The organism is Microbacterium sp. MMO-10, from assembly GCF_037148715.1.
Classification (GTDB): domain Bacteria; phylum Actinomycetota; class Actinomycetes; order Actinomycetales; family Microbacteriaceae; genus Microbacterium.
The window spans coordinates 702,092-724,528 of sequence record NZ_JBBCSV010000002.1; the positions used below are offsets into that span (position 1 = coordinate 702,092).

The window sequence follows — 22,437 nt, forward strand, 5'->3', positions numbered from 1 at the left end:
GGTCACCGAGAGGCGGTCGCGGGGATTCGCCGACGGCGGCGGAACCACGCGGGGGTCTTCAGCCCGCGGTCGGCGCGCAGCGCGATGGAGGCGGTTCTCGCCCACCCGAGCGGGATGGCCGCGCTGCCGGCGAGGAAGCCGGTGACGAGGAACGCGCTCATCAGGCTGATCTGGTCCCGGAACAGCAGATGTGAGATGGCGAGCGAGACGGCGCCCGAGAAGACGGTGCCGAACGCGCACCAGGCCAGCAGGTGCGTGCGGAACGTCCGGACCCGGACCAGCGCGCGTCCCAACAGGAGAGCGGGGAGGATCCCGATCACCGTGGCGATCAGGCTGAAGGGAACGGCGTAGGCGCCCACGAAGAGCACGAGTCCGATCGAGCCGCCCAGCGCAGAGAAGAAGACCTCGATCGAGGGCCCGTCATGGACCATCCCCATGACCAGGCTCGCCAGCTCGGAGAGGATCACGAAGAGCGCGAAGTGCAGGGCGACCGCGCGTGCCGCGCCGCTCGCGAACTCGCCGGAGTCGAACGCCATCGGTCTCGTCCGCGTCCGGAGAGAGGACCCGGCCTGCGTCGGAGGCGTGGGCCGAACGGTGTCGGAGCTCACGGCCGCACGTCCGCGATCTGGTCGAGGAGATCGCGCGTGACGCCGCGAACTCCGGGAACCCGCAGGAACGGCAGCGCGACGGCGAACAGCCGTAGGCCGGTGTCCAGCAGACGCGTCGTCTTCGCCTGCCCCGGCGACTCGTCGTAGGTCCACCGTAGGATCAGGGCCAGGTACATCGGGAAAAGCGCCTCCGGAAGGCGTTCGGTGATGTCCTCGGGAAGGCGATGAGAGGCCCCGCCGACGACCTCGCGGAGCAGCCCGATGGTCATGTCGCGCGCGGGGGACGACTCCACCGAGAGCGGGTTGATCGGCGAGTCGGGGGAGACCATCGCGCTGAGGAACCCCGGAGCCACCGCGCGATACGCGCCGACCGTCTCGAGTCCGGTCTCGAAGAACACGCGCAGGCGGTCGACGAGCCCGGTCACTCCGTCCAGCCGCGGGCGCGCCGCCGCCCCGTGGTCCCGCTGCTGCTGGTCGTAGAGCTCCTGGACCAAGTGCTCCTTGGAGGGGAAGTAGTAGTAGGCGTTGCCGACGGAGACGCCGGCCTCCTTGGCGATCAGGCGGATCGTGGTGTCGGGATAGCCGCGTTCGACGAACGAGGCCATCGCCGCGTCGCGGATCCGCGCCCTGGTCGCCTCCGCCTTGGGGGTGAGGGGCTTCTGGGAGGCGTCCGCCGATGAACTGAACATGTTCAAAGAATACTCCTGCGGAGTCGTCGCGTCCAACCGGACGTCAGCGCGGGGTCGCTCAGGCGAGGTCGGCCAGCGTCTCGGCGACCAGGGACGTGACCGCGTCGTGCGCGCGGATGCGATCGTCGTCGACGAGGCCGATGCGCGTGCGGCGGTCGAGCACGTCGGCGGCGGTGAGCGCACCCTCCGCCCGCACGGCGAACTCCACTTCCGCGCGCGTGATGTCGAGACCCGGTGCGACCTGTGCGCGAGGATCCGCGCACCGGGCCCGGGCCAGGATCCCTTCCGCTTCGGCTCCGTACCGCCAGCCGAGCGAGCCCCTCCCGGGCCACGGCGCCGCGATCGCACCGACGAGCGGCAGCCGGGCCGTGCGTGAGGGGCCGGCCGGCAGTGCCGCGAGAGCGACCGCTCGATCGACCGCATCCTCCGCCATCTTCCGATAGGTGGTGAGCTTGCCTCCGAGCACGTTCACGAAGCCGCCGTCCGACAGGGCGACGAGGTGACGTCGTGAGATGTCCGCGGTGGATGCGGCATCGGTGCCCACCAGCGGACGGAGGCCCGCGTATGCGCCGCGCACCTGATCCCGCCGCACAGGGGTGCGCAGCCCCGGGTTGAGCGTGTCGAGCAGGAAACGGATCTCGGCTTCGGTCGGCGCGGCGACGGCGGGAACGGGGCCGGGGGCGTCCTCGTCCGTGAGCCCGACGACCACGCGCCCGAGCTGCTGCGGGAGCGCGAACACGAAACGGCTGATCGATCCCGGGTGCGGCATCGTGAGTGCCGCGGTCGGTCCGCCGAGCGCTTCCGCGTCGAGCACGATGTGCGTGCCGCGGCTCGGACGCATCCTGATCGCGTCGTCGAGCTGCCCGGCCCAGACGCCGGTGGCGTTCACCACCGCTCGTGCGCGCAGCTCGAGCCTCTCGCCGGAGAGCGCATCCTCCACATGGGCCCCGTGGCGATGCAGGCTGAGCGCGCGCACCCGGGTGAGGATCCGCGCACCATGCGCCGCCGCGGTGCGCGCGACCGCGACGACGAGCCGCGCGTCGTCGACGAGCTGGCCGTCGGCGGCGAGCACGGCGCCGTGCAGGCCGACCGGATCGAGTGCGGGGACCATCCGCCGTGCCGTGCGCGCCGAGATCGGACGAGGTCCGGGGAGCACCGCCGCGGGAGTTCCGGCACGAAGCCGCAGCAGGTCGCCGAGGGTGAAACCGACCGCCCCCACGGCGCGCTGCCGCATGGTCACGGCAGGGGAGAAGGGGAGCAGCTGGGGCATCGGACGGATGAGGTGCGGGGCGATCCGCGTCATCAGCAGATGCCGCTCGACCGCGCTCTCCCGCGCCGTCGCGACGTCGCCGGTCGCCAGGTAGCGCAGCCCGCCGTGGACGAGCTTCGAGCTGAAGCGGCTCGTGCCGAACGCGAGGTCCTCGGCCTCGATGAGTACGACGCTCAGCCCTCTGGCGGCCGCGTCGAGCGCGACACCGGTGCCGGTGATTCCGCCGCCCACGACGAGCAGATCGGCCACCTGCTCCGCGGCGAGCGCGAGCTCGCGGCGACGTCGTGCGGCGTCGAGCTTCGAGGATCCGGTCACGGTCGCAGCAGCCCCTCCAGAGCGGCGCGCAGTTCGCGTTCCCAGGACGCCTCATCGATCAGCTCGCTCACCGTGTTGTGCGAGAGCAGCGCCGACTGCGTGATGAGCAGCAGCATCACGGCCATGGCCTGCGGATCGTCGCGACGCACGGAGCCGCCGCGCTGCGCCGCATCGATCGCGACGGCGAGCCAGGCGAGGATCGCCCGCTGGCTGGATCCGACCCGTTCCAGGGTGTAGCGGGTGAACGACGCCGGTTCCTCCTCCAGCAGATGCCGGTAGACGGGATCGGCGCGGAACCGGGCGGCGAAGCGCAGCACGTCGTCGACGATCTCGGATCGACTGGTCGCGGGCTCATCGAACGCCGTGAGGATGCCGACGACGCGGCGCAGCAGCGCGGACCGCACCGCGTCGTCGGCGTCCGACCAGCTGCGGTAGATCGTCGGGCGGCTGACTCCGGCGCGCCGGGCGAGTTCGGCGATCGTCACGCCGTGCACGCCGCGGGACGCGATGAGGGCGTCGGCGGCGTCGAGGATCCGCGTCTGGGTCGCGTCCCAGGAGGGGAGCGCGGGATCGAAAGCGTCTTGACGTTTTGTCATGATCTGTCACACTGTAACGCATGAGGACCGAGAGCGGCAGACCCGGCGGGAGCGACGACGCTGTGGCGATGACCGAGGTCGCGCCGATGCGCTGGGACGGCTGGGGCGACCCGGCGCGCGCGGATGCGCTGCCCTTCGCCGTGCGGTCCCTGCTGCCGCTCCTGCTGGGCCGTGTGCGTCGCCCTGCACCCGGACCCGCGCTCGATGAGGTGCGGCTCGACGATCCCGCGCTCACCGCCTCGGATCTCGACGCATTCCGTGCCCTGCTCGGCGCCGAGCACGTCCGCACGGATGCCGAGAGCCGCATCCGGCATGCGGGCGGCCGGTCGACACCGGATCTGCTGCGGCGCCGCGACGTGGTCCAGGCCGCGCCGGACGCGATCCTTGCGCCGGGAGGTCACGACGAGGTCGCCGCGTGCCTGCGCCTGGCCTCGGAGCGCGGCATCGCCGTCATCCCGTTCGGCGGCGGGACGAGCGTCGTCGGCGCCCTCGACCCCGAACGCGGGGAACAGCGCGCGGTGGTGAGCCTGGATCTCGGCCGGCTCAGCGGTCTGCTCGACTACGACGCGATCAGCGCGGAGGCCGTGCTCGCCGCGGGCACGACGGGGCCGGAGGCCGAGCGCCTGCTCGCCGAGCAGGGCATGGAACTCGGCCATTACCCGCAGAGTTTCCGTTACGCGACCATCGGCGGATTCGCCGCGGCGCGCTCGTCCGGGCAGAACTCGGCCGGCTACGGGCGTTTCGAAGCGATGGTCACCGGCATCAGGGTGGCCACCCCGACGGGCGACATCGACCTCGGCCGCTCGCCGGGGAGCGCCGCAGGACCCGATCTGGTGCGCCTGTTCCTCGGATCCGAGGGCATCTTCGGCGTCATCACCGAGGTGCGCGTGCGCGTGCATCCCGTGCCGGCCGAACGGGTACTGGAATCCTGGACGTTCCCGGACTTCGCCGCCGGTGCCGCGGCCCTGCGGCACATCGCGCAGCACGGCGGTGGTCCGACCGTCATCCGGCTCTCCGACGAGACCGAGACGGGGGTGAGTCTCGCGCAGGTCGGCAAGATCGGCAAGGCACTCGCGAAGGGGGCGAGCGTCGTCACGGTGTTCGAGGGTGAGGATGTCGCAGCGCGGCGCGCCCGCACCGCCGCGGCGCTGCAGGCCGCCGGCGGCACGTCGCTCGGCGAGGGCGCAGCGGAGGACTGGCTGCGCACCCGCTTCGACGGTCCCTACCTCCGTGATGCGCTGCTCGATGCCGGCGTCTTCTGCGAGACGCTCGAGACCGCCACGACCTGGTCGCGCCTGGCCGGCCTGCGCGATGCGGTGACCACGACGATCAAGTCGGGTTTCGCCGAGTCCGGGCGCAAGGCGTTCGTCATGTGCCACATCTCCCACATCTATCCGACCGGTGCGTCACTGTACTTCACCGTGCTGGCGCCGCTCGGCGACGAGCCGCTCCCGGCGTGGGCGAGGGTCAAGCACGCCGTCGGCGACGCGATCATGTCCGCGGGAGGCACGATCAGCCACCATCACGCGGTGGGCCGTGATCACGCGCCCTGGCTCGCCGAGGAGATCGGGGTGACGGGCATCCGCATCCTCCGGGCGGTGAAGCGGGAACTGGACCCGCACGGCATCATGAACCCCGGCGCCGTGCTCGGATCCGTCGCGGTCGCGGAACATCCGGGAGAGTAGCCGCGTGCCGAGGATCTCGCTCATCGCCAACCCCCGTTCCGGAAAGGGGCGCGGCGCCGCGGCCGCCGACGCCGCCGTGGCCGCCCTGCGCGCGTCGGGAGCAGAGGTACACGTCCATGCGGGGGCGTCCGCCGCGGACACCCGCGCGCTGATCGCGACGGCGCTGACGGAGCAGCCGGATGCGATCGTGGTCGTCGGAGGCGATGGAACCGTCTCTGAGGTCCTGCCGGAGCTGATCGAGGCGACGGTGCCGCTCGCTCTCGTGCCCGCGGGCACGGGCAACGACCTCGCACGCGCTCTGGCGCTGCCGCTGCACGATCCCACGCAGGCGGCGCTCCTCGCCCTGCACGGCCGTCCTCGCCGGATCGACGTGGGCGAGATCGTGACGGGCTCCCGCACGGTTCCGTTCCTGACGGTCGCCGCGCTCGGTTTCGACGCGAAGGTCAGCGATCGCACCAATCGGCTCCGGTGGCCCCGCGGCGCCGCTCGCTACTACCTCGCGATCCTCGTCGAGCTGGCGCGGCTCGCGCCGACCCGATTCCGGCTGGCCTGCGACGGGGAGGCCCTGCACGATGCGCCGGGCACGCTGATCGCGGTCGGCAACACCACGAGCTACGGCGGCGGGATGCCGATCACCCCGACGTCGCTCCCGGACGACGGGCTGCTGGACGTGGTGCACGTCGCGCCGCTGCGTCGGCACACGCTGGTGCGCCTGTTCCCGCTGCTCCTCGCCGGTCGTCACCTCGAACGCCGGGAGGTCGCGCACCGTCGGGTGCGGCAGATCGAGGTCGAGGCAGCCGACCTCGTGGTCTACGCGGACGGCGAGCGCATCGCCGAACGAGGCTGCACGATCCGGGTGCGCCCGGGCGCGCTCACGATCCTGGTTCCGGAAGGGGACTGAGACGATGACGGACTTCGACGAGGATGTCGTGGTGATCGGATCCGGATTCGGCGGTTCCGTCGCGGCCCTCCGGCTGGCGGAGAAGGGATACCGTGTGCGGGTCTACGAGGCCGGGCGCCGATTCGCGGACGAGGACTTCGCCAGGACGAACTGGAACGTGCGGCGCTACCTGTGGGCGCCCGCGTTCGGCTGCTTCGGCGTGCAGCGGATCCATCGGCTCCCGCACGTGATGATCCTTGCCGGGGCGGGCGTCGGCGGCGGATCGCTCAATTACGCCAACACGCTCTATCAGCCCGGAGCCGCCTTCTTCGAGGACCCGCAGTGGGCCAGTATCGCGCCCTGGCAGGACGAACTCGGCCCGCACTACGCGACGGCCAAGCGCATGCTGGGCGTGGTGGAGCACTATCCGCACACCGGGCCGGTGGAGCGCATCATGGCCGGTGCCGCCGAGGATCTCGGGGTCGCCGCTTCCTTCCGACGGGCACCCGTCGGCGTGTATTTCGGCAGACCCGGCGAGACCGTCGAGGATCCGTTCTTCGGCGGCGAGGGTCCCGCACGGACCGGTTGCACGCTCTGCGGCAACTGCATGGTGGGCTGCCGCGTCGGCGCGAAGAACACCCTCGTGAAGAACTACCTCGCGCTCGCGGAGCGACGCGGCGTCGTCGTCGAGGCGCTCCGCACCGTCGTCGAGGTGCGCGAGCGCGCGGAGGGAGGATTCTCCGTCACGACCCGCCGCAGCGGCGCCTGGGGCCGAGGTCGCACGCGCACCGTCACCGCCGAGCAGGTGGTCTTCGCGGCGGGCACGTGGGGCACCCAGCAGCTGCTGCACCGGATGAAGGCCTCCGGCGCGCTGCCGCGGATCCCGGATGCGCTCGGCCGGCTCACCCGCACCAACTCGGAGGCGCTCGACGGGGCGGTCTCCACCGCCGTGCCGGCCGGCGCGGAGTACGCACGCGGCGTGGCGATCACCACCTCGTTCCATGTGGACGACCGCACGCATGTCGAGAACGTGCGCTACGGTCCCGGATCCAACCTCATGGGGGCCTTGGCGACCGTCCTGGTGCCCGGCGATCGTCCGCTGCTTCGACGGCTCGGCGCGCTGTGCGGCGCGGCGCTGAGACATCCGATCCGGCAGCTCCGGCTCGGGTCGCTGCGCCGCTGGAGCGAACGCGGGATCATCGCCCTCGTCATGCAGAACGCGGACAACTCCTTGACGCTGTCGCTGCGTCGGCGGTTCGGCAGGGACGTGCTCACCAGTGCCCAAGGCCACGGCGCGCCGAATCCCAGCCACCTTCCCGAGGCGCACCGTGCGGCGGAGGCGATCGCGAGACGCATGACCGCGGAGACGGGCGTGCCTGCCGATGCCCGCGGATCCTGGCCGGAGGTGTTCGGCATCCCGCTCACCGCCCACTTCCTCGGCGGAGCGGTGCTCTCCGACGCCCCCGAACACGGCGTCGTCGATCCCTACCACCGGGTGTGGGGACATCCCGGACTCTCCGTCGTCGACGGCTCCGCGGTGCCGGCGAACCCCGGGGTCAACCCCTCACTCACGATCACCGCCCTCGCGGAGCGCGCACTCTCGTACTGGCCGCGCCGAGGCGAGCCCGATGCCCGGCCGGAGCAGGCCGCGTCTCGGGGTCGCTGAGCGCGCACGGCGGGAGCAGACGGCGTCCCGGGGGCCGTTGAGCGAGCACGGCCGGAGCAGACGGCGTCCCGGGGTCGTTGAGCGCGCACGGCCGCAGGCCGAGCAAGACGAAACGCGGTTCCCTGCAGGCCGGGCCTGAGGGGAACCGCGTTTCGTCTCGGTCGCGCGACGCGCGTCCTCGTCAACGACCTCGAGGGTCAGGCGCTCGCGATGCCGCGGATCGCCGGAGTGTGGAACGTGGCGCCGAACACGCGCTCCGACGCACCCTCGCGATCGAGGTACGGCGAGGCGCCGCCGTCGATGAACGGCCAGCCCGCGCCGAGGATGAGGCACAGGTCGATGTCCTCGACCTCGGGCACCACGCCTTCGTCGAGCATGAGCTTGATCTCCTGCGCGAGCCCGTCCTGCACGCGGCGGAGGATCTCGGCGGCGGGCGTCGGGGTGGAGCCCGCGGCCTGCTTCACGAGCTTGTCCGCGGCCTTGGTGAAGCCGGTCACCCGGCCGCCCTTGTCCTTCTCGACGACCTCGGGCAGATCGGCGAGCGCGTGGAAGTTCTCGTTCGCGTAGAAGCGCTCCGGGAACGCGTGCACCATGGTGTCCTGCACGTGCGCGGCGACCTTCCAGCCGACCAGGTCGATGAGCTGGAACGGTCCCATCGGCAGCCCGAGCGGTCCGAAGGCCTTCTCGACGTCGGCGACGGGCGTGCCCTCGTAGACGGCGCGCGCGGCCTCGCCCATGACCTTGGCGAGAAGGCGGTTCACCACGAAGCCGGGGGCGTCGGCGGTGAGCACCGCGTTCTTGCCCAGGCCCTTCGCGACGACGAAGGCGGTCGACAGTGCGGCATCGGTGGTCGTCGGCGTCTTCACGATCTCGATCAGCGGCATGACCGCGACCGGGTTGAAGAAGTGGAAGCCGACCAGCCGCTCGGGATGAGCGAGCTGGGATCCGATCTCCTCGACCGAGAGCGAGGACGTGTTGGTCGCGAGGATGGCGTCCTCGGCGACGATCTTCTCGATCTCGCCGAACACCGCCTGCTTCACGCCGACCTCCTCGAACACGGCCTCGATCACGAAGTCGCAGTCGGCATAGAGGCTCTTGTCGGTCGTCCCGGTGACGAGGGCTCGCAGCTTGTTTGCGGAGTCCGCGTCCAGGCGGCCCTTCGCCTCGAGCTTGCCGATCTCGTCGTGGATGTAGGCGACGCCCTTGTCGACGCGCGCCTGGTCGAGATCGGTGATGAGCACCGGCACCTGGAGCTTCCGCACGAACAGCAGCGCGAACTGGCTCGCCATGAGGCCGGCGCCGATGATGCCGACCTTGGTGACCTTCTTCGCGAGCGCCTTGTCGGGCGCGCCGACGGGGCGCTTGGCGCGCTTCTGCACGAGATCGAACGCGTACATCGACGCGGCGAACTGGTCGCCCGTGACGAGGTCGGCGAGGGCCTCGTCCTCCCGGGCGAACCCTTCCTCCCTGCTCCCGCTCTTCGCCTTGTCGAGCAGGTCGAGGGCCACGTAGGGAGACCGGGGCACGGTGCCGATCTTCGACTCCAGCATGCCGCGGGCCATCTTGATGGCGATCGGCCACTTGGTGAGACGCTCGATCTTGCCGGGCTCGTTCTTCCGCTCGACCTTCTTGCCGCCGAGCACCGCGTCCGCCCAGCGCAGCGAGTCCTCGAGGAAGTTCGCGGCGGGGAAGATCGCGTCCATCATGCCGAGCTCGAAGGCCTGCTGCGGCTTGAGCATGCGGTTCTGCTTGAGCGGGTTCGAGATAACGACCTCGAGCGCGTTCTCGATGCCGATGAGGTTCGGCAGCAGTGAGGCGCCGCCCCAGCCCGGAATGATCCCGAGGAACACCTCGGGCAGGGCGATGGCCGCCGCCGAGGCGTCGACCGTGCGGTACGTGGAGTTGAGCGCGATCTCGACGCCGCCGCCGAGGGCGAGGCCGTTCACGAACGCGAAGGACGGCACTCCGAGCGTGCTGAGGGAACCCAGCACCTTGTGGCCGAGCTGCGCGATGAGGCGCGCGTTGTCGCGGGATCCGACCCTGCTGATGTCGGAGAGGTCGGCACCGGCGGCGAGGATGTACTGCTTGCCGGTGATGCCCACCGCGTCGATCTCACCCGCGCCGGCCCGGGCGCGGAGCCCGGCGAGCGTCTCGCCGAGTTCGGTGAGCGTCGCGGGGCCGAGCGTGTTCGGGCGCGTGTGGTCGCGGCCGTTGTCGAGGGTGATGAGGGCGAGCACCTTGCCGGAGGGCAGGCGCACGTCGCGCACGGGGGAGTGCGTGACGACCTCGCCCTCGGTGAGGGCCATGATGGGCGAGAAGTCGATGGCGTCGTAGTTCGTCATTCCTGCACTCACTTCCGCTTCTTGCCGTCGAAGTAGGGGTTCTCCCAGATGACCGAGCCGCCCTGGCCGAGCCCCACGCACATGGCGGTGAGGCCGTAGCGGACGTCGGGACGCTCCGCGAACTGCGCGGCGAGCTGGATCATCAGCCGCACACCGCTGGCGGCGAGCGGGTGGCCGAGCGCGATCGCGCCGCCCCAGGCGTTGACCCGGGGGTCGTCGTCGGCGATACCGAAGTGGTCCAGCAGCGAGATGACCTGGATCGCGAACGCCTCATTGAGCTCGAAGAGACCGATGTCGGAGATCGTGAGGCCGGCCTTCTTGAGGGCCTTCTCGGTGGACGGGATCGGACCGATGCCCATGATCTCCGGCTGCACGCCGGCGAACGCGAACGAGACCATGCGCATCTTCGGGGCGAGGCCGAGCTCCTTGACGGCGCCGCCTCCGGCGAGCAGCGACATGGTCGCGCCGTCGGTGAGCGGGGAGGAGGTACCGGCGGTCACGCGGCCGTGCGGACGGAACGGCGTCTTGAGGTTCGCCAGATCCTCCATCGTGGTCTGCGGGCGACGACCCTCGTCCTCGGTCGCGAGACCCCAGGCGCCGTCGGCTCCCTTGATCGCGACGGGCACGAGGTCCGGCTGGATCTTGCCGGCGTCGTACGCGGCCTGCACCTTGTGCTGGCTCAGCATGCCGAAGCGGTCGGAGCGCTCCTTGGTGAGGTGCGGGAAGCGGTCGAAGATGCGCTCCGCGGTCACGCCCATGTTCAGGGCGCCCGGGTCGACCATCTTCTCGGCGACGAACCGCGGGTTCGGGTCGGCGTTGCCGCCGATGGGGTGGTGCCCCATGTGCTCCACGCCGCCGGCGAGGGCGAGGTCGTACATGCCGACGCCGATCGATGCACCCATCGTGGTGACGCTGGTCATGGCGCCGGCGCACATGCGCTCGACGGCCAGGCCGGGCACCGTCTGCGGGAGCCCGGCGAGGATCGCGACCGAACGGCCGAGGGTGAGGCCCTGGTCGCCCGTCTGCGAGGTCGCCGCGATGGCGACGTCGTCGATCCGGTCCAGAGGGACGTTCGCGTTCCGCTCCATCAGGCCGATCGTGGCCTTGACGGCCAGGTCGTCCGCGCGGGTGTTCCAGTACATGCCCTTCTCGCCGGCGCGCCCGAAGGGGGTGCGCACTCCATCGACGAAGAAGACGTCCGAGATCTCGGCCACTCTGCCTCCACACATCCAGGTTCGAAGACCGCGCGAGCGCAGGGCCTCCAGATTTCAGGGTCGCACTCAGCCTAGGAGCGAGGGGGGATGCGCCGACGAATCGGTTGGGCTGAACCTACGAAGCGGGTCCGGACGCCTCGTCCGGCGTTTGCGCAGCTTCGACAAAAGCATCGGCGATCCGCTGTGCGGTTTCCTCAATCTGCCAGGCGCGCGCCTCGCGCGCGGCGAGGGCCCCGCCGATCGACGCTGCGTCGATCTCCGTCGGCGGCTCCCAGGCCACACGTCGCAGCGTGTCGGGGGTCAGGAGGTTCTCGGTCGGCATGCCGAGCTCCTCGGCGCGGGCCTCGACCGCCGCCCGTGCCGCCTTCAGCCGGGCGTCGGCCTCGGGGTTCCGGTCCGCCCACGCGCGGGGCGGGGGAGGCGCGTCGCTGGGCACGCGCTCACGGGGGAGATCGGTGCGCTCGCGTCCGCGCTCGATCGCCGCCCACCAGCGGTCGAGCTGGCTGCGGCTGGCGCGTCCCGTGAAGGCCGACACCGCGGCGAGCGCGCCCTTGTTCTGCGGATTGGCCTGCACGGCGGCGATGAGGGCGCGATCGGGCACGAGGCGGCCGGGGGAGACGTCCGACTCGCGGGCGAACTCCTCGCGTGCCTCCCAGAGTTCGCGGGCGACGGCGAGATTCTTCGCTCCGCGGACCTGATGCAGTCCGCTCAGGCGACGCCAGGGCTCCTCACGCGGAGGCTTGGGCTGGCGGAGCCTGGTCGCCTCGAACTCCTCGGCGGCGAACGCGGTCTTCCCGGACTCCTCGAGCTCGGCGGCGATGAAGTCGCGGACGTCGATGAGATGCAGCACATCGAGCTCCGCGTATTCGAGCCAGGCATTCGGCAGCGGGCGGGTCGACCAGTCCGCCGCGGAGTGCTCCTTCGCCAGCACGATGCCGAGCGCTCGCTCGACGACTGCCGCGAGGCCGACGCGCTCGTAGCCGAGCAGGCGGGCGGCCAGCTCGGTGTCGAAGACGCGGGCCGGTGCGAGCCCGAGCTCGTGGAGGGAGGGGAGATCCTGGCTCGCCGCATGGAACACCCACTCCTCGGCGCCGATCGCCTCCTGCAGCGGCGCGAAAGACGAGATCCCGATCGGATCGAACAGGAACGCGCCGGCGTCCCGCCGGAACACCTGCACCAGATACGCCCGCTGCGAGTAGCGGAAGCCGGAGGCGCGCTCCACGTCCACGGCGGCGGGGCCCTGTCCTGCGGCGAGCTCCTGCGCGGCGGCGGCGAAGGCCTCGTCGTTGTCGATGACGACGTAGTCAGTCACGGATGGTTCTCCTGGCGCCGAACACGGCGATGTCCTCTGAGCCCGGCGGCAGTCCCGCCAGCATTCCGACCAGCTCCGCCCACGCTTCTGCGTGCGGGGCGAGCGGGCCCGTCGGCGACCACGACGCACGCAGTTCGATCTGAGCGCCATCGCCCTCCGCCGCCAGCCCGCCGAACCCCTTCGAGAGGGTCTTCGTCGAGGTGCCGGACGCGGAGTGGTGCGACGCGCCGCGGGAAGCCAGCGCATCGATCAGCCAGGACCACGCTACATCCGCGAGGAGCGGATCCGTGCCGATCTCCGGTTCCAGGGGCGCCTGGGCGAAGGCGACGATGCGCCACGGACCGCCCCAGGCATCCGGTTCGGAGGGATCGTGCAGGAGGACGAACCGTCCCGTCCCGTACAGCGAGTCGCCGTTCTCGTCGGGCCGCACGTCGGCCGCGAACGCCAGAGCGTCCGGGGCGAGACCGGAAGGCGCGGGGATCTCGCGCACCACGATGTCGGGCCGGAAACCCAGCGCTCGCAACTGCTCGGCGGCATGCGCGAAGACGCCGTCGGGTCCGGGATGAGCGCTCACGCGGACAGACTAGAGTCAGGAGGCGATGAAGAGTCTCAGGCACGCCGCGACGGTCGGCGCGATCGCATTCGCGGGGGTCGCGGCTCTCGGCGCCGCGATCGGGGGAGCCCTCGTGCTGCGGATCGCGCGCGAGGTCGTCACCCCGGCGCCGCGCAAGAACGACACCGACGTGCTCGCCGTCGACACCGGCGCGCAGACGATCGAGCTGGGGCGCACCCCGGACACCGAGCTGCCCGGCAGCTACGGCCTGTACGTGGAGGGAACCCCGGGCTACGTCAAGCTCGGCGCCGTGCTGCACGCGGACGCGCGCACGGTGCGACGCAAGCTTCTGACGCAGATCGCCCCCGGAGCCGAGATCGGCCGGCGTGCGGCGTTCAGCGGCTACTACTACCTGGCGCCCGGGGAAGTCCACGTGCCGTACGAGTCCGTGCTGATCGGAACGCCCGCCGGGCCCTGCCCGGCCTGGCTGTTCCCGGCGGAGTCGACGACCTGGGTGGTGCAGGTGCACGGGCGCGGCGCGACGCGTTCCGAGTGCCTGCGCGCCGTTCCGGTGCTGCACGCGGCCGGGCTGCCGGTGCTCGTGACGTCCTATCGCAACGACGGCGAGGGGCCGCGCACGCGCCCGGGTTCGTACGGTCTCGGGAGCACGGAATGGCAGGACGTCGATCTCGCGATCGCCTACGCGCTGCGTCACGGGGCGGAGCGGATCCTGCTCATGGGGTGGTCGATGGGCGGCGCGATCGCGCTGCAGGCGCTCGTCTCCTCGGACCACGGCGGCGCGGTCGTCGGCATGATCCTGGATTCGCCGGTCGTGGACTGGCGGACCGTGCTGCGGTACCAGGCGCGGGCGATGCGACTGCCGGATCCGCTTCCGCAACTGGCGATGGACGCCCTCGGGCAGCCCTGGTCGGCACGTCTGAGCGGCGCGGACCAGGCGATCCCGTTCGACGCGCTCGACATGGTCGCGCGCTCTGCGGAGTTGGACGTCCCGATCCTGCTGCTGCACAGCGACGACGACGGGTTCGTGCCCGCGGACGCGTCGCACGCCCTCGCGGCGGCCCGTCCCGATCTGGTGACCATGCCGCCCTTCACCGGCGCCCGGCACACCAAGCTGTGGAACTACGACCAGAACCGGTGGACCGACGCGATCACCGACTGGCTCGGCGAGCACGGCTTCGCCGACTGACCGAATCCCTATCCGACCGCGAGACCGAACCTCCCTCGCGAGACCGTGGGAAGAAAGCGCGGTCTCGTGAGGGAGGTTCGGTCTCGCGGTCGGACAGGGGCGGGGCGTCAGGAGGCGAGGCGCGTGCGCACCTGGCGCTTGGCCCGCATGAGCATTCCGGTCATCCCCGAGATCCGCAGCGGGGAGACGACCCTGGTGAGACCGATGGACTGCGGGAAGTCGTCGGGGATCGCGAGCACCGCCTCGGGGCTCAGTCCGGCCATGCCCTGCGCGAGGATGCTGGCGAAGCCCCGGGTCGTCGGCGCCTCCGCCGGCGCGGTGGCGTGCATCGTGACGGCCCCGTCGGCCACCTCGACGTAGATGTAGACGGGCGACTGGCACTCCGCGACGCGCTCGGTCATCTCGGGGTGCGCGGCGACCTCGTCCGACACCGGCGGGAGCTCGTTCGAGAACTCCAGCAGCAGCTGCAGCCGATCCGATTCGGGCAGCTCCAGAAACTCGTCCCTGATCTCGGCCAGGGAGTCGGGGAGGGCGGAGGCGGGGGTGTCAGTCATCCCCGCCATCCTCCCACGCTCAGATCGAGCCGGGCTCCTCGCCGGTGACGATCGGCACGCGCACCGCACTGCCCCATTCGGTCCAGGATCCGTCGTAGTTGCGCACGTTCTCGAAGCCGAGCAGGTGCTTCAGCACGAACCAGGTGTGAGCGGAGCGCTCACCGATGCGGCAGTACGCCACGACGTCGTCCCCGGCCTCGAGACCCGCGCCGTCGAGGTAGATCGCCGCCAGCTCGGCGCGGGGCTTGAAGCCCCCGTCCTCGGCGACGGCCCTGGCCCACGGCACGTTCTGCGCAGTGGGGATGTGCCCGGCGCGCAGCGCGCCCTCCTCCGGGTAGGCCGGCGCGGACGTGCGCGAGCCGTTGTACTCCTCGGGGGAGCGCACGTCGATGAGCGGGTTGCCGAGGTGGGCGAGCACGTCCTCCTTGTAGGCGCGCAGCGCCGTGTCGTCGCGCTCGACGACGGGATACTCGGTGGCCTCCCGGGCAGGGAGCTCGGTGGTGATCTCGCGGCCCTCGGAGATCCAGCGGTCGCGACCGCCGTCGAGCAGGCGCACGTCCTCGTGTCCGAAGAGCGAGAACACCCACAGCGCGTAAGCGGCCCACCAGTTGTTCTTGTCGCCGTAGATGACGACGGTGTCGTCGCGGGAGATGCCCTTGCGGCTGAGCAGCTCGGCGAACCCGGCGCCGTCGACGTAGTCGCGCACGACCGGGTCGTTCAGCTCGGTGTGCCAGTCGACCTTCACCGCACCGGGGATGTGCCCGGTCTCGTACAGCAGCACGTCCTCGTCGGATTCGACGACGACGAGGCCCGGCTCGCCGAGGCGGGCGGCCAGCCATTCGGTGCTGACGAGGCGGCCCGGCTCGGCGTAGTCGGCGAACGTTGCGGAGGTGGTGTCGAACTCGACGGTCACAGGGTGCTCCCTCGGAGACGGTGGTACAGGGCGGCAGGGTCCGTGAGCGGTGCCTCGCACGCGATGACGCGCGGTGAAACCGGTGACGGCGACGGCGTAGGGTTGATCCGTCACCTCGACACTAGAACCCCGTGCGCCCCTGCGCATCCGCAGGGTAAGACTTCGACACAGGATCCGCATGACCGATCAGGCCGCCCCCTCCGGCGTCGTCCACCTCATCGACCGCCAGCCGCAGATGACCGGCACCGAACTGCTGACGGGGCTCGTGCCTCCTCCGCAGTTCGACGGCGCGACGTTCGACAGCTACCGGTCGGATCCCGCCTTCCCCTCCCAGGAGGAGGCGAAGCAGCAGCTCATGGCGTTCGCCACGGGGGCGCAGCCGATCAAGCGCGGAGGTCTGTTCCGCCGCGCGCCCAAGGTTCCGGAGTCCAAGCCGGGGGTCTATCTCGACGGCGGCTTCGGCGTCGGCAAGACCCACCTCCTCGCCTCGATCTACCACGCGATGCCCGCGCGGAGGAAGTACTTCGGATCCTTCATCGAGTACACCGCGCTCGTGGGCGCGCTCGGCTACCGCAACACGGTCGACCTGCTGCGCGGATCCGATCTGCTCTGCATCGACGAGTTCGAGCTCGACGATCCGGGCGACACGATGGTGATGACGCGCCTGCTCGGCGAGCTCGTCGGCGGAGGCACCAAGCTCGCCGCCACCTCGAACACCCCGCCGAACGCGCTGGGTGAAGGGCGCTTCGCGGCGCAGGACTTCCTCCGCGAGATCCACGCGATGTCGGACAGCTTCGAGACGATCCGCATCGACGGCGTCGACTTCCGTCAGCGCGCGCTGGACGGTCATGCCCTCGCTCTGAGCGCCGACGAGTACGCCGCGCAGCTCGGCGCCCTGAGCGCCGGACACCGCGTCTCGGACGACGCGTTCGACGACATCGTCAAGCACCTCGCCCAGGTGCACCCGTCGCGCTACATCCGCCTCATCGCCGGTGTCGAGGCGCTGGGGATCCGCGATGTGCGTCAGCTCACCGATCAGTCGGAGGCGCTGCGGTTCGTCGCGTTCGTCGATCGTGCGTACGACGCGCAGATCCCGATCCTCGCGACCGGTCGTCCGCTGGACGAGGTCTTCAGCGAGGAGATGCTCGGCGGGGGATACCGCAAGAAGTACCTGCGGGCCATCTCGCGCCTGAACGCGCTCTCGCACGCGGAGCGCCCCACCACGGTCTGACGCGGTGGTCTCGGTGCCGCGAGAGCGGCCGCCGAGCCTGCCGAAGAGCCACGAAACACGTTGTTCACACGGGAGAGCCTCCTGTAACACCGCCGCAACATGCGCCGTGTCCGCGCGAAACACGACGTCGCCACACTGAAACGCACACGGCGATCAAGTGGAGGCGCAGCGCATGGAAGCAACAGGGAACATCTCCTGGGGAGTCACGGCGACGGCGCTCGTGCTGCTCATGACCCCGGGAGTCGCGTTCTTCTACGGCGGTCTGGTCAAGGCCAAGAGCGTCATCAGCATGATGATGATGAGCTTCGGCGCGATCGGGCTCGTCGCCGTGCTGTGGATCCTCTACGGGTCGTCCATGGCGAGCGTCTCCTCGCCCACCCAGTTCGCGGGCGACCCGTTCGCCGACTTCGGGCTCGCGTCGCTCGCGAGCGGCAAGGGATCCAACATCGCGCTGCTGACCGTCGGGTACGGCGCGACCTTCGCGATCATCACCGTCGCGCTCATCTCCGGTGCGATCGCCGACCGCGCCAAGTTCGGGCCGTGGCTCATCTTCGTCGGGGTGTTCGCCACCGTCGGCTACTTCCCGATCGCCGCATGGGTGTGGGGCGGCGGATGGATCATGCACCTCGGTGCGATGCTGTTCGGCAAGGACAGCGGCATCGAGTTCATCGACTACGCCGGCGGCACCGCCGTGCACATCAACGCGGGCGCGGCCGCGTTCGCCCTCGCCCTCGTGCTGGGCAAGCGGATCGGGTTCCAGAAGGGCATCCAGAAGCCGCACAACGTCCCGCTCACCCTCCTCGGCGCCGCCCTGCTGTGGTTCGGCTGGTTCGGTTTCAACGCCGGTGCGCAGTGGACCACGAAGGGGATGGGCGGGGTCGGCCTCATCACGATCAACACCTTCGGCGCGGCCGCGGCCGGCATCCTCGGATGGATCCTCATCGAGCGGATCCGCGGCGGCAAGGCCACGTCCGTCGGAGCGGCGAGCGGTGCCGTCGCCGGACTCGTCGCCATCACTCCGGCGTGTGCGAACCTGACGCCGGGTTGGGCCCTGCTGCTCGGCGCGCTGACCGGCGCGGTGTGCGCCCTGGCCGTCGAGCTCAAGTTCCACCTCGGGTTCGACGACTCGCTCGACGTGGTCGGTCTGCACCTGGTGGGCGGCTTCATCGGCACCATCTACCTCGGCTTCTTCGCCACCGGCCAGGGCCTGTTCACCGGCGGCGACCTCCGCCTGCTCGTGGTGCAGGTGCTGGCGTCGGGCGGCGTGCTCGTCTACTCCTTCGTCGTGGCGCTGGTGATCGGCCTCGTCATCGACAAGACCATCGGCTTCCGTGTCACCAGCGAGGACGAGATCGCCGGCGTCGACCTCGTGGTGCACGGCGAGGAGGGCTACGCGCTCACCTCGTGACAGCCCGCGGGGATGCGGGAACGCGCGGATAGGGTGTCGTTGTGACCACCAATGGCAACGGCATCCTGTCCGCGCTCGTCGGCGCCGTCGCCGCGATCCTCCGCTCGCTCGGTGGCGGCTCGCGCCAGGGCCGGGCATCCGCCTCCCCGGCGGGGACGGCCGCGGGAGCACCGGCCGTCGTCCCGGGTCAGGGCGGCCTGACCGAGACCATCGAACTGGATCCGAGGTCGGTGCGGGACCTGCGGGTCGCCTACGCGCCGCGCCGGGACGGCGCGCCCGACGCCGGCGAGATCGTCTGGACCTGGGTGCCCTACGCCGAGCGCGACGGTCGCGGCAAGGACCGGCCCGTGCTGGTCATCGCGACGCAGTCGGCGGAGCGCGTGTACGCGGTGAAGCTCACGAGCAAGTCTCACGACGGCGACCGCGACTTCCTCTCCCTCGGATCCGGTCCCTGGGACGGTCAGGGACGCGAGAGCTGGGTGGACGTCGACCAGCTGTACAGCGTGCACGTCTCCGGCGTGCGCCGGGAGGCGGCGGCTCTGGACCGCCGCCGGTTCGAGAGCGTCGCGGGCGTCCTGGAGCGCCGGTTCGGATGGACCTCCGCCTGAGCGGTCCTCGCCGGAACGGGTCCGTTCCGCGTCGGGGCCGCCGTAGGCTGGGCTCGTGGCGAAGAGCATCCTCATCACGTCCATCGAAGGCCATTCCGGCAAGTCGCTGATCGCGCTGGGGGTGATCGACGCGCTGAGCAGGGCGACGGCGCGCGTCGGCGTCTTCCGCCCCGTGACGCGGGCGAGCGACGGCACCGACGACGTGCTCGAGATGCTCCTCTCGCGCAGCGGGATCGGACTGCCGGCTGCGGACTGTATCGGCGTCGGCTACGACGAGCTGCACGCGGATCCGGATGCCGCGCTCGGCCGCATCCTCGAGCGCTTCCACGCCGTCGAAGCGCGCAGCGATGCCGTGGTGATCCTCGGCAGCGACTACACGGACGTCGCCGGTCCCGCAGAGCTCGGGCTCAACGCCCGCATCGCGGCGAACCTGGGCGCGACCGTGCTGCTGGTGCTCGGCGGGCGGGACACCGCGGGCCACGGCGAGCGCCTCGGGGCGACCTCGGCGCGCACCGCCGCGCAGCTCGGCCAGCTGGCGCGGCTCGGCATCGCCGAACTCGCGCAGGAGCGGGCGGTGCTGTCGGCGATCGTCGTCAATCGTGCCGATCCCGATCACGGCGAGGACATCCGTGCCGCCGTCTCCGCGGTCCTCGAGGAACGGACGGACGACGGTGCCGACGGTGTGCCGGTGTGGGTCATCCCGGAGGATCCGCCGCTCGTGGCGCCGTCCGTGCGCGGCGTGCTGCAGGCACTCGGCGGCCGGCTGGCGCGGGGCGACGAGGGGCTCCTGGACCGCGAGGTGCTGGACGTCGTCATCGCCGGCATGTCGATGGTGAACGTTCTCCCGCGGCTGATCGAATCCTCGGTCGTCGTGATCCCCGCCGACCGTGAGGAGGTGCTCCTGGCCACGCTGCTCGCGCAGGCCGCCGGTACCTTCCCGTCGATCGCCGCGATCGTGCTCAACGGGCCCTTCGTGCTCCCGGAGCCGATCGAACGGCTGCTCGACGGCCTCGGCCCCCGGGTGCCGATCATCGCGACCGATCTCGGGACCTACGAGACGACCGTGCGCGTGATGAACGCGCCGGGCCGCCTCTCCGTCGACGCGCCGCACCGGGTCGGACGGGCGCTGGCGCTCTTCGAGCAGCACGTCGACGTGCCCGCGCTCATCGCACTGCTCGGCGTCGCGCGGTCCGACGTCGTGACGCCGCTGATGTTCCAGTACGAGCTGTTCGACCGGGCGCGCACCCAGCGCCGGACGATCGTCCTTCCCGAGGGAGGGGACGACCGCGTGCTGCGCGCCGCGGGCGCGGTGCTCAGCGGCGGCATCGCCGATCTCGTGATCCTCGGCGACGAACCGGCCGTGCGCTCGCGCGCCCGCGAGCTCGGCGTCGACCTCGATGCGGCGCGCATCGTGTCGCCGACGGATCCCGAACTGGTGCCGCGCTTCGCCGCCGAGTACGCCCGGCTCAGGGCGCACAAGGGGGTGACGCTCGCCCAGGCCGCGGACACGGTCACCGACGTGTCGTACTTCGGCACGCTCATGGTCCATCTCGGGCTGGCCGATGGCATGGTCTCGGGCGCCGCGCACACGACCGCGCACACGATCCGGCCGGCGTTCGAGATCATCAAGACGCGCCCCGGTGTCTCGGTGGTGTCCTCGGTGTTCCTCATGGCGCTCGCCGATCGGGTGCTCGTCTACGGCGACTGCGCGGTGATCCCGGATCCCACGAGCGAGCAGCTCGCCGACATCGCGATCTCGTCGGCGGCCACGGCGACGGCCTTCGGCATCGAGCCGCGGGTGGCGATGCTGTCGTACTCGACCGGCGACTCCGGATCCGGGGCCGAGGTGGAGAAGGTGCGCGCGGCGACGCAGCTCGTGCGCGAACGCGCGCCGGAGCTCCCGGTCGAGGGGCCGATCCAGTACGACGCGGCCGCGGACGCCGCCGTGGCGCGGGCGAAGCTGCCGGGATCGTCGGTGGCGGGGCGAGCGACCGTGTTCGTGTTCCCCGACCTCAACACGGGCAACAACACCTACAAGGCGGTGCAGCGCTCGGCCGGCGCCGTCGCCATGGGACCGGTGCTGCAGGGGCTGAACAAGCCCATCAACGACCTGTCCCGCGGAGCGCTGGTGGAGGACATCGTCAACACGATCGCGATCACGGCGATCCAGGCCCAGGAGGTGCCGGCATGAGCGTCGTGCTCGTGATCAACAGCGGATCCTCGTCGTTCAAGTACCAGCTCGTCGACACGGCCACCGGAGCGGCGCTCGCGTCGGGGCTGGTCGAACGGATCGGGCAGGACGAGGGCCGGGCCGTGCACGTCGACGCCGCGGGGACGGAGACGGAGCGGATCCTGCCGATCCCCGACCACACCGCCGGCTTCCAGGTGATGCTGGACGCCTTCGGCGCGCACGGTCCGTCGCTGGACGAGTTCCCGCCCGCGGCGGTGGGGCATCGGGTGGTGCACGGCGGTGCGCGCTTCTTCGAGCCGACGGTGATCACGCCGCAGGTCGAGGCCGACATCGACGAGCTCGCGGCTCTCGCGCCGCTGCACAACCCCGGCGCGCTGCAGGGGATCAGGGCCGCAGAACGCGCGTTCCCGGCGGTGCCGCACGTCGCCGTCTTCGACACGGCGTTCCACCAGACGCTCCCGCCCGCCGCCTACACCTACGCGATCGACCGCGATCTGGCGGAGTCGTACCGCATTCGGCGATACGGGTTCCACGGCACGTCGCACAAGTTCGTCTCCGAGGCGGCCGCAGCGTTCGTCGGCGGCGAGCGGGAGGGCCTGCGACAGCTCGTGTTCCATCTCGGCAACGGGGCCTCCGTGACCGCCGTGCTCGGCGGCCGGTCGGTGGAGACGTCGATGGGGATGACGCCGCTGGAAGGGCTCGTCATGGGAACACGGTCGGGCGACATCGACCCCGCGGTGCTGTTCACGCTCGCACGGCGCGCAGGCCTCACGGTGGCGGAGCTGGACGAGCTGCTGAACACCCGGAGCGGACTGAAGGGCCTTTCCGGCGTCTCCGACATGCGCGACGTGCTCGCCCGGGCCGCGGCGGGGGATGAGGCGGCGACGCTCGCCTTCGACGTGTACATCCACCGGCTGCGCGGCTACGCGGGGGCCTACATCGCCCAGCTCGGCGGCGTGGACGTCATCTCGTTCACCGCGGGAGTCGGCGAGAACAACGCCCTGGTGCGTCGTGAGGCGATGGCGACCCTGGGGTTCGCGGGAGTCGAGATCGATCCGCTGCGGAATGAGACTCCGGGGCGGGGGATCCGGGTGATCTCGACCGACTCCTCGCCGGTGACGGTCCTCGTCGTCCCGACCAACGAGGAACTCGAGATCGCGCGGCAGACCGCCCGGATCCTGGAGTGAGCGCGACG

The 22,437-nt window shown here is 71.1% G+C and carries 19 protein-coding genes; 9 read left to right on the top strand and 10 right to left on the bottom strand.

Features of this window, described 5'->3' with window-relative positions:
* Positions 1-2: 2 nt before the first annotated feature.
* The 4 genes from WFJ17_RS07665 to WFJ17_RS07680 form a co-directional block, all read right to left on the bottom strand.
* Positions 3-536, bottom strand: a complete 534-nt coding sequence (locus WFJ17_RS07665) for a hypothetical protein (RefSeq protein ID WP_251439567.1) — start codon at positions 534-536, stop codon at positions 3-5.
* Between the two features lie 68 nt (positions 537-604).
* A complete protein-coding gene (locus WFJ17_RS07670) occupies positions 605-1,297 on the bottom strand; it encodes a TetR/AcrR family transcriptional regulator (protein ID WP_336648091.1) in 693 nt (230 codons plus the stop codon).
* Between the two features lie 58 nt (positions 1,298-1,355).
* Entirely contained in the window at positions 1,356-2,882 is a 1,527-nt protein-coding gene (locus WFJ17_RS07675; RefSeq protein WP_336648092.1) for a glycerol-3-phosphate dehydrogenase/oxidase, read from the bottom strand.
* Positions 2,879-3,478 (bottom strand): TetR/AcrR family transcriptional regulator, encoded by a 600-nt coding sequence (locus WFJ17_RS07680; protein ID WP_336628262.1) that lies wholly within the window; start codon positions 3,476-3,478, stop codon positions 2,879-2,881. The genes WFJ17_RS07675 and WFJ17_RS07680 overlap by 4 nt, the downstream gene beginning before the upstream one ends.
* 20 nt (positions 3,479-3,498) lie before the next feature.
* Between WFJ17_RS07680 and WFJ17_RS07685 the strand changes: the two genes are divergently transcribed.
* The 3 genes from WFJ17_RS07685 to WFJ17_RS07695 are packed head-to-tail and all read left to right on the top strand — an operon-like array spanning position 3,499 to position 7,709.
* Positions 3,499-5,163: an FAD-binding oxidoreductase gene (locus WFJ17_RS07685; RefSeq protein WP_336648093.1), complete on the top strand. Its 1,665-nt coding sequence runs from the start codon at positions 3,499-3,501 to the stop codon at positions 5,161-5,163.
* 4 nt (positions 5,164-5,167) lie between these two features.
* Positions 5,168-6,064: a diacylglycerol/lipid kinase family protein gene (locus WFJ17_RS07690; RefSeq protein ID WP_336648094.1), complete on the top strand. Its 897-nt coding sequence runs from the start codon at positions 5,168-5,170 to the stop codon at positions 6,062-6,064.
* Between the two features lie 4 nt (positions 6,065-6,068).
* Positions 6,069-7,709, top strand: coding sequence for a GMC family oxidoreductase (locus WFJ17_RS07695; protein ID WP_336648095.1), 1,641 nt, complete (start codon positions 6,069-6,071; stop codon positions 7,707-7,709).
* A gap of 197 nt (positions 7,710-7,906) precedes the next feature.
* Here WFJ17_RS07695 and WFJ17_RS07700 read toward each other — a convergent pair whose 3' ends face one another.
* The 4 genes from WFJ17_RS07700 to WFJ17_RS07715 form a co-directional block, all read right to left on the bottom strand.
* Positions 7,907-10,051: a 3-hydroxyacyl-CoA dehydrogenase NAD-binding domain-containing protein gene (locus WFJ17_RS07700; RefSeq protein ID WP_336648188.1), complete on the bottom strand. Its 2,145-nt coding sequence runs from the start codon at positions 10,049-10,051 to the stop codon at positions 7,907-7,909.
* 8 nt (positions 10,052-10,059) lie between these two features.
* Positions 10,060-11,265 (bottom strand): thiolase family protein, encoded by a 1,206-nt coding sequence (locus tag WFJ17_RS07705; RefSeq protein ID WP_292880246.1) that lies wholly within the window; start codon positions 11,263-11,265, stop codon positions 10,060-10,062.
* Positions 11,266-11,380: 115 nt separating this feature from the next.
* A complete protein-coding gene (locus WFJ17_RS07710) occupies positions 11,381-12,577 on the bottom strand; it encodes an HRDC domain-containing protein (RefSeq protein ID WP_251439590.1) in 1,197 nt (398 codons plus the stop codon).
* On the bottom strand, positions 12,570-13,151 hold the full coding sequence (locus WFJ17_RS07715; protein ID WP_251439592.1) for a DUF3000 domain-containing protein: 582 nt from the start codon (positions 13,149-13,151) through the stop codon (positions 12,570-12,572). Before WFJ17_RS07715 ends, WFJ17_RS07710 begins: the two co-directional genes overlap by 8 nt.
* A gap of 25 nt (positions 13,152-13,176) precedes the next feature.
* Here WFJ17_RS07715 and WFJ17_RS07720 point away from each other — a divergent pair, with 25 nt between their 5' ends.
* The gene (locus tag WFJ17_RS07720) at positions 13,177-14,337 is read left to right on the top strand and encodes an alpha/beta hydrolase family protein (protein WP_251439594.1); all 1,161 of its coding nucleotides are present in this window, start codon (positions 13,177-13,179) and stop codon (positions 14,335-14,337) included.
* A gap of 107 nt (positions 14,338-14,444) precedes the next feature.
* Here WFJ17_RS07720 and WFJ17_RS07725 read toward each other — a convergent pair whose 3' ends face one another.
* Both WFJ17_RS07725 and WFJ17_RS07730 read right to left on the bottom strand, forming a co-directional pair.
* Positions 14,445-14,891 (bottom strand): SufE family protein, encoded by a 447-nt coding sequence (locus tag WFJ17_RS07725; RefSeq protein ID WP_251439599.1) that lies wholly within the window; start codon positions 14,889-14,891, stop codon positions 14,445-14,447.
* Between the two features lie 19 nt (positions 14,892-14,910).
* The gene (locus tag WFJ17_RS07730) at positions 14,911-15,804 is read right to left on the bottom strand and encodes a sulfurtransferase (RefSeq protein WP_336648096.1); all 894 of its coding nucleotides are present in this window, start codon (positions 15,802-15,804) and stop codon (positions 14,911-14,913) included.
* 178 nt (positions 15,805-15,982) lie between these two features.
* Here WFJ17_RS07730 and zapE point away from each other — a divergent pair, with 178 nt between their 5' ends.
* The 5 genes from zapE to WFJ17_RS07755 all read left to right on the top strand — a co-directional run bounded on the left by zapE (position 15,983) and on the right by WFJ17_RS07755 (position 22,429).
* The gene (gene zapE / locus WFJ17_RS07735) at positions 15,983-17,035 is read left to right on the top strand and encodes a cell division protein ZapE (RefSeq protein ID WP_336648097.1); all 1,053 of its coding nucleotides are present in this window, start codon (positions 15,983-15,985) and stop codon (positions 17,033-17,035) included.
* Positions 17,036-17,207: 172 nt separating this feature from the next.
* Positions 17,208-18,443: an ammonium transporter gene (locus tag WFJ17_RS07740; RefSeq protein ID WP_336648098.1), complete on the top strand. Its 1,236-nt coding sequence runs from the start codon at positions 17,208-17,210 to the stop codon at positions 18,441-18,443.
* Positions 18,444-18,484: 41 nt separating this feature from the next.
* Positions 18,485-19,051 (top strand): type II toxin-antitoxin system PemK/MazF family toxin, encoded by a 567-nt coding sequence (locus tag WFJ17_RS07745; RefSeq protein ID WP_251439609.1) that lies wholly within the window; start codon positions 18,485-18,487, stop codon positions 19,049-19,051.
* 55 nt (positions 19,052-19,106) lie between these two features.
* Positions 19,107-21,242, top strand: coding sequence for a phosphate acetyltransferase (pta, locus tag WFJ17_RS07750; protein ID WP_251439611.1), 2,136 nt, complete (start codon positions 19,107-19,109; stop codon positions 21,240-21,242).
* On the top strand, positions 21,239-22,429 hold the full coding sequence (locus WFJ17_RS07755) for an acetate/propionate family kinase (protein ID WP_251439613.1): 1,191 nt from the start codon (positions 21,239-21,241) through the stop codon (positions 22,427-22,429). The genes pta and WFJ17_RS07755 overlap by 4 nt, the downstream gene beginning before the upstream one ends.
* Positions 22,430-22,437: the final 8 nt, after the last annotated feature.